General features: G+C 28.4%; 1 protein-coding gene and 1 tRNA gene. Both read left to right on the top strand.

What is annotated here, in order from left to right:
• Window positions 1-11: 11 nt before the first annotated feature.
• Window positions 12-85, top strand: a tRNA-Trp gene (locus T401_RS0102730).
• 212 nt (window positions 86-297) lie between these two features.
• Window positions 298-7938: a hypothetical protein gene (locus tag T401_RS07115; protein WP_033178964.1), complete on the top strand. Its 7641-nt coding sequence runs from the start codon at window positions 298-300 to the stop codon at window positions 7936-7938.
• The last annotated feature ends 8 nt before the right edge of the window (window positions 7939-7946 follow it).

Genomic DNA, 7946 nt, shown 5'->3' with positions numbered 1-7946 from the left:
TTTTGAATAAAAGGGGATTAGTTTAATGGTAGAACGGAGGACTCCAAACCCTCATATACGGGTTCGATTCCTGTATCCCCTGCCATATGAAAGTGTTTAGTTATAGACTAAATGCTTTCTTTTTATTGCTTTTAAAATGCAATGAAAGGCAATAAAAAGACCAATAAACGAGCAATAAAGATCAATAAAATTAATTGAAAAATGAATGAAATTGTTCCAAAAACTGTTTTTTTTTTTTTTTAGGCTATAATTATCAATGTTTTATATATATAAAAATCCTATGAAGGGAAAACAAAAATGAGTAAAAGTTCAAAATTAAAAGGAATCTTAACATTTTTAACAGGGGCAGCAATTGCTTCAACTGCTGCAACTATTTATTACTTGTTAAATGAAGTGTACATGAACGAGGATGAACGTTATAAGAGAGATCTTGTTAACCAAATAAGAAAAAAAGTTGAACAAGCCAATTCAATCTTAAATAACTATCAATATGTTCAATACATTCCTAAACATGTATTACAAAATTTAAAAGAAGTAAAAGATTATGTAAAAGATGCCTCATGAGAAGAAAGACAAATATTATTAGAAAAAAAATTACATGATATTACCAAGGCTGTTAATGAAGCTAAATTACATTACAACTTAAACAGTCCAGACGGAAATATCGATGAACTAAGAGAAGAAATCAACAAGAAAATTCAAATGGCTAAAAAGTCAGCTGAAGGAATGATCAACCCAGCTAAACAATATATGCTAGATGAAATTTCAAAAGCTGAAGCTATTTTAAGAAATCCAAATGCAACAAAAGCCGAAATTGTAACTGGTATTTTCGAAATGGAAAATGCTTCAAATTCTCTACCATTGTTCGATAAAAGATTAAAAGAACTAAAAAACAATGAAGCCTTAAACACAAAGCAAAAAGAAGCTTTATGAAATGAAATGGTGTCAAGTTACAATACTGATACCAACAATTTTGATGTTCAAAAGGCTAACGATATTTTAAACAAATCATTATTCTTAAATCAAGAAATGAAAGAATTAAGAGCTGAACTAGCATTTACTAAGGACAAAAACTATACATTTGCAAATGATGAAATCAAGACTAAGTTAGATAATTTAATTAATGAAGTTTCAACTGACTTTATTGATTCTGATTCAAATACTGGATTAAACAAAGATGCTGTTGAAACATTAGAAGCAATTTTGAAACTAAAAAATGCTAAACAAGAATTAAATGGAATTGCTAACTTAAAGAAATTAGAAGAACAAATTCTAAATCTTCCAACTTTAAGTGAACATGTTAAAAAGACATTAGTAAGTCAATTAGGTCAAACCGAAAACTTGGCTGAAGCAGTAAAATTTGTAGAAAAAGCTATTCATTTAGATGATCATGCAAGAATCTTAAATGAAACCATTTCACTTGCTAAAGATATGACTAAAACTGGTCTTTATGAAAAAGCAAGTTATGGAGATAAATACAAATTAACTGCAGCTATTGAATATGCTGAAACTTATAAAGATAATTTTGACAAATTGTTATTAGTTCATTTTGAAGATGCAAACTTTGAATTAGACATAAGAGAAGAAAGATTACAAACTGCAATTGATGTTATTGATCCAAACAGCTTAGCATCTGAAAAAAATAGATCAAGATTATTATTAGAAAAAATTGAGAAAAAACTAAAAGAATATGAAGCAGCTAAATATGATGGTCCAGAAAAAGACGATCTAAGAAATCAAGCTGACATTTTAAGAGCTTCATTAGACAAAGATAAAGATCAAATCACTAAAGAAGAAATGAAGAAAATTAAAGAAACCGCTGAAGGTTCTTTAAATTCTTTTGATGCATACTGTTCTGAACGTGACAAAAAACAAGCAGAATTAGAAAAACTAATTACTGAGTCTTTAAAAGTCAAAAATGAAATGGACCCATCTTTAGTAGCTGAAATTGAAGAATTCCAAAATGCAATTACTAAAGCTGATGATAATAGATTAACTAACAAAGATCAATTAGTTCAAGAAATTGCTGATTTATTAGCAGCTAAAGAAAAAGCTGAAAAAGCACAAGCTATTTTTGCTGAACAAGAAAGACAAAAAAGAGTTCAAGCACTTCAAGAAGAAGCTAAGAAAATCTTAGAAAACGCTATTAAAGAAAGAGACGCAGCAACTCATAAATCAGATGAAAAATCAGTTTTAGAAAATGATATTGAAGAACTACAGAAATTAATTGATGCCAATCCAAAAGACATTACTGAAAATGATGTTAAAACTGCTTCAAAGAAAACCGCAAGTCATACTGATGATTTAGCTACTTTTGAAGAAAACGCTAGAGCAAGAGACGCTTTAAATGACCTATTGCAAAAAGTAGCTACTTTTAAATATTCAACTGAAGAAAAAGATTATGATCGTGCTGCTAAAGAAGAAATGAATAAATTGGTTTCAGCTGAAGCTGTTGCCAAGGCATTAAGAGATAATAAATATGCTAAAACAGCCGATTTGATTGAAAAGACCAATGAATTAAAACAAATTCTTTCAAATAGTATTTATGCAGATAAATTATTTGATGCAAAACAAGTTTTAGCTGAAATTGATAAAAAAATTGAAGAAACTAAAGAAGAAAAATTTGATTCTAATTCAAAAAATGATTTAAAAGCTAAAAGAGAAGAACTAAATAATTTAATCAATTCGCCAATTGATTTAACTAATGAAATTGCTGTTGCTGAAAGAAATATTGCTTTAAAAGAAAAATCAGATCTTGCTCTTGATGAAATTAAGAAAATGGATAATTTCATTACTGAAAGAGCTGAAAAAGAAAAAACATTAAATACTAAAATTTCTGATGCAGAAGCATTAATTAAAAAATTACAAACAGTTCCATCAACCGAAACAATTGCGGCTCAAAACAAATTACAAGAATTATTAAATACAGTCAATGCTGATAATCAAAAAACAGCTGCTGAATTAGATGACTATATTTCAAAATTAAATGCTGAATATGCTAGTGCTGAACAAGTTTATTTAAAGAAATTAGCTGATGATGATGTAGCTGCAAGAGCTGTTGCTGAAAGAAAAATTCAAGAAGCTGATCAAAAATTAGCTGATACTAGTGATCCTAAATATGCAGGCGCTGAAAGAAATGCTGTTGAAGAAGCTAAACAAAAATTAAATGAAATTTTAGCATTAACTGATCCTAAAGCAACAACCCAACAAATTATTGATGCAACTACTAACTTAAACCAAAAAATAACTGATTTAAACGATTACAAGAATAGTTATAACCAAAAACAAGCAACCATTGTTGAAGAAGTTGCAAAAGCTAAAAAATTCTTAGAAAAAATGAAGGCTTTAACTCCTGATGACAGTGAAGCTTTCAAAACTCAAAAACAAGCGTATGAAGAATTAATTGCAAATGTTGAGGCAGAATCTGCTACTCCAACTATTGAAGCATTAGACAAAGTATTAAACAAATTAAAAGCTGGTAATACAACTGCTAAAGAAAATTACGATAATAGATACAATGAATTACTAAACATTGCTAAAGCTAAAGCTGATGAATCAATTGGATCTACTTTATTATTTAAGAGTAAATTTGAAGATTCTAAATATGATGGACCAATTAAAGATAAATTAAATGAAGCTGATGCCGCTTTAAAAGTTGCTAAAGCCGGTCAAGATTTAGACAAAATTCGTGATTTAACCGAAAAACTAAATCAAGCAAGAGAAGCTGCTGAATTGCACAAAGCTAAAGTTGATGCACAAGGAAAAATTGATGCTAATGAAGCATTTATTAATTCAATTGCTGATGCTAAATATAATTCAGATGAAAAAGATACATTAAATCAAGCTAAAACCGCTTTAGCTTCAACTATTGCAAGTGCTACAACTGTTGAGCAAATTAATGAAGCTAAAAAGACTTTTGAAGATGCAATCGAAGCAATGAAAATTAAAAAAGCTCAAGTTGAAGGACAAGAAACTTGAAATGCTGGTAATACTAAATTAACTCAATATGCTAATAATGAATTTAATTCACCACAAAAAGATGAATTAAAAGCTGCTTTAGATAACTTACAAGCTAAAGTATTAGGTAATAACATTGCTGAAATAGAAGCTGCTCAAAGACGTGTTGAAAGAGCAATGGCTGATATGGATAAACAAAACCAAAAACACCAAGGCAAAAAAGATGCTTTACAAGAATTAATAGATAGAGCAACTCAATTTAAAGACCAAATGTCTAATATTAATACTGATAAAAAAGACTTTTTAGCAAAAATTAATGAAGCACAAGCCAAATTAGAAAGTAATGAATCAACTGACGAAATTCTTGAAAATGCTTTAAATAAATTGAATACTGAATTATCTTTAGCACAAACTGTTGACCAAAGAGATAAATCAATTGAAAAAGCGCAACAAGCTGCTGCAGCTGATTCTACTGCCCTAGAAGAAGCAATTGCAAATGTTACTGATGAAAAATATGCTGGCAAAGAATTAGAGGATGCTAAAAAAGCAAAACAAGAATTAGATGCATTAATTGCTAAGACCGAGGATATTGATAAAAACTCAATTATTCCTGAAATTGATGCTGCTAGAAAGAAAGCTCAAGCTGCTGCTGATGCTTTAAACAACTTTAAAGCTAAATATGATCAAAAAAATCAAGAATTACATGATTTAATTACTAATGTTGAGCAAACAATTGCAAATATGGGTGATAAACCAGAATATGCAGAAGAAAAAGCTAAATTAGAACAAGAACTTGCTAATGCTAAAACTAAATTAGATAAACCAAATGTTCAAAACATTATCAATGAAATAAATGTTTTAAATAAGGCTAATGAAGATGCTAAGGCTAAAATGCAAGATCATGAAGACATGATTAATTCTCCTGAATATCAACAATCAAGAGAAAAAGCAAGTCAAGTTTTAGAAGAAGCAAAACAATTATTAGCTGCAGAATGAGTTACTGGAACTTTATATGACAGTGAAGAAAAAACTAAATTTAAAGATGATTTAACTAAGAAAAAAGAAGAAATTGAAAAAGTTCTTGCTAATCCAAAAGCAACAACCAATGATCTTAAAAATGCTGACATAGCTGGTTCAAATGCTATTGATAAATTAAAGGCTTATAAAGCTTATAAAGAAACTGAAGCTTTAATTACTAAATATGATGTTTATTCAAAATTATCTAATACAAATGCTCAATATTTAGGAACTGTTCAATTAGATGGAATGAAGGGTGAAATTACTAAGGCAACTGTATTAACTCAAGATAAAAACAAGAAATATGCAGAAATTGAACTAATTAGACAATCATTATTAAATAAATGTACTGCTTTTGATAGTTTTGTTCAAAATGACTATACTACAACATTGAATCAAGCTAATTCATTAAAGGATTCCTTAAGTACACCTGATGTTGAAAGGGTAAAAAATGAATTAGCAACTGAAATTACTGATAATTCAATTAGTGGGGATGTAAATACTATAGATACTGCTGAATTAATGAATAAAGCACTAGCTTTACAAAATGCTATTAAAACTGCAAATGTTAAAAAAGAAGCAGCACAAGTTTATAATGCTGGTAAACAAGTACAAACTGATTTCCAAGCAGACGAATATAATTCAACTGAAAAAACCAAATTGGCTGATGCATTGACTGATTTACAAAACAAATTAAATACTAAAGACTTTAATGCTATAAATATTGCTAAAGAAAAAGTATCATCAGCAATGTCACAAATGAATATTTTTGCAAGTGCTCATGATAAACTAAAAAGAGATTTCCAAACTGAAATTGATGAAGCAACAATTTTCTATAATGGAATGAGTGAAATAAATACTGATAAATCTGATTTCTTAGCTAAATTAAATGAAGCTAAAGGCAAAGTTAATACAACAAGTGCTAATATAGAAGCTGCAAGAGTCGCTTTAAGAAATGCTTTAAGAGTAGCTCGTGAAGAAGATGTTAAAAACAAATCTATTGAAGAAAAACAACGTCAAGCATTGTTGGCATATGGTAATCCGGCTGATCAATGATTTAATGAAAACATGAGTGATGCTAAATATGATGGAAGTGATAAAACAGCATTGCATGATGCAATCACTGCTTTAAATAATTTAGCAACCCAAAACAAAAATATTGACAAAGATACATTTGATGCAACTTTAAAAACTGCTATTGATAAGTTGGATAGTAAAAAAGAAAGTAATTTACTTAAAAAAGCACAAACTTATAAAACAACTTATGATACACATAATAATGATTTAAAAGCTAAAATTAATGAGGCTGATGAAATTTTAACTAATATGAAAGACTTGAAAACTGTTTCACAAATTTCTTTCCCAGCAGAATTTAATACTAAATTAAGTGAATTAGAAGCTGAAATTACCAATGCTAAAGGAATGATTGATAAAAAAGAAACTAATAATAATTTAGTTGATGAAAAAGTAAATTTAGAAAATAAATTTACTGGCGCTAATACTCAATTTACAAATGTATTTAAAAACTACTACGAAACTCAATTATTGAATAAGGTTAATGAAAATATCACTTATGCAAATAATATTGCTTATTCAAAAATGAAGGGTCCAGATTACAATGGAACAGAAAAAGATAATATTAGAAATGAAGTTGCCTTACTAATTGGAACTAATTTAGCTTTAAAATCAAATATCCAAAAAGAAAAATATGATGTAAGTGTCCTTAAAGAACTAATATCTAAAACTGAAACTACAAAAACTAAAGCCGATATTGCTGATGGATATAGAGCACAAGTAGATGCAAAACAACCAATTAAAAATGCTCAAAGTTTATTTGACAAAATGACAGATCAAATCTATGATTCCGATGAAAAAACAAAATTGAATAATTACTTAACTGAAATTAATAAATTAATGTTAAAACCTACTGGAGATGTTAATACAACTAAAGGTATTGATGATTATAGAGATAAATTATTAGCAATCATGGAACCAGCAAATGTTACATACACTTTAATGCATGCTGTTCAAAGATTCCAAACCGATATCAATACTATTAAAAATAGTACTGAATATAGAAGAACAAATCAATTTAACATTGAATATGCAAACGAAATGCAAAAATTCTATGATTATATTTTCGAACCTTCAAAAGTTAGAAAAATGAGATCAGTTGCTAATGATGCAACTAAAAATGCATTCCAAAGAAGAGTTGCAAAAGAAATGATTAACCTTGTATTATTCACAGATCAAAACTTCCATACTTGAGGGGCAAAATCAGTTGATAATACTACACCAAAAGATGAATTAAAAGAAGCTGTATTCCACTTAGATGATTATCTATCAAGATTCTATTATGTAATTAGTGTACCAGAAGAATGAATGACTCAAGAATACTGAGATACAGCAAGAATTAGAAACTTCATTGGTGGTGATAAGGATTATGGTATTGGTGAAAACGATAAATATAAATCAGCAACTGAATCTCCAAATGGATTTAGAATTAATCGTTTACAAGACTCTCGTTTCTCAAGTCAATGAGGATATCAAAGATATGTATTAAGTTTAGATTATGATACAAGAAGTGCTGAAGGTCTATATAAACTAGGTTGAAACGGAAATATGAAAGTCCACAATGGAGGTACTTTAAGAAGTCAATCTGCTAAAGATATGATGAAAATCTGAGTAAATGAGGGATATATCAAGATTATGACAAACATTTACGATTTATTCAATATTGTTGTGGATTACATTAACTTACCTGGAAATGCTGAAAAACCTGAAGTTATTAAATTAGAAAAAGATATTGATGCCGTTATTAAAGCTACTGGTAAACCATTTGTTTCATTACCTATAGCATCAGTATTGCTAAACTTTATTACTAATAACAACATTAAATCTTCTGCTGATTTATTTAATGGTAGAAAAACTTATACAAAAATTAATATTAACAATATTAACTAATTTTAAAA

The organism is Mycoplasma anseris ATCC 49234 (assembly GCF_000702805.1).
Taxonomy (GTDB): Bacteria; Bacillota_I; Bacilli_A; order Mycoplasmatales; family Metamycoplasmataceae; genus Metamycoplasma; species Metamycoplasma anseris.
The sequence above is the reverse complement of the archived record's forward strand: the minus strand, read 5'-3'. Positions and strand labels throughout refer to the sequence as shown.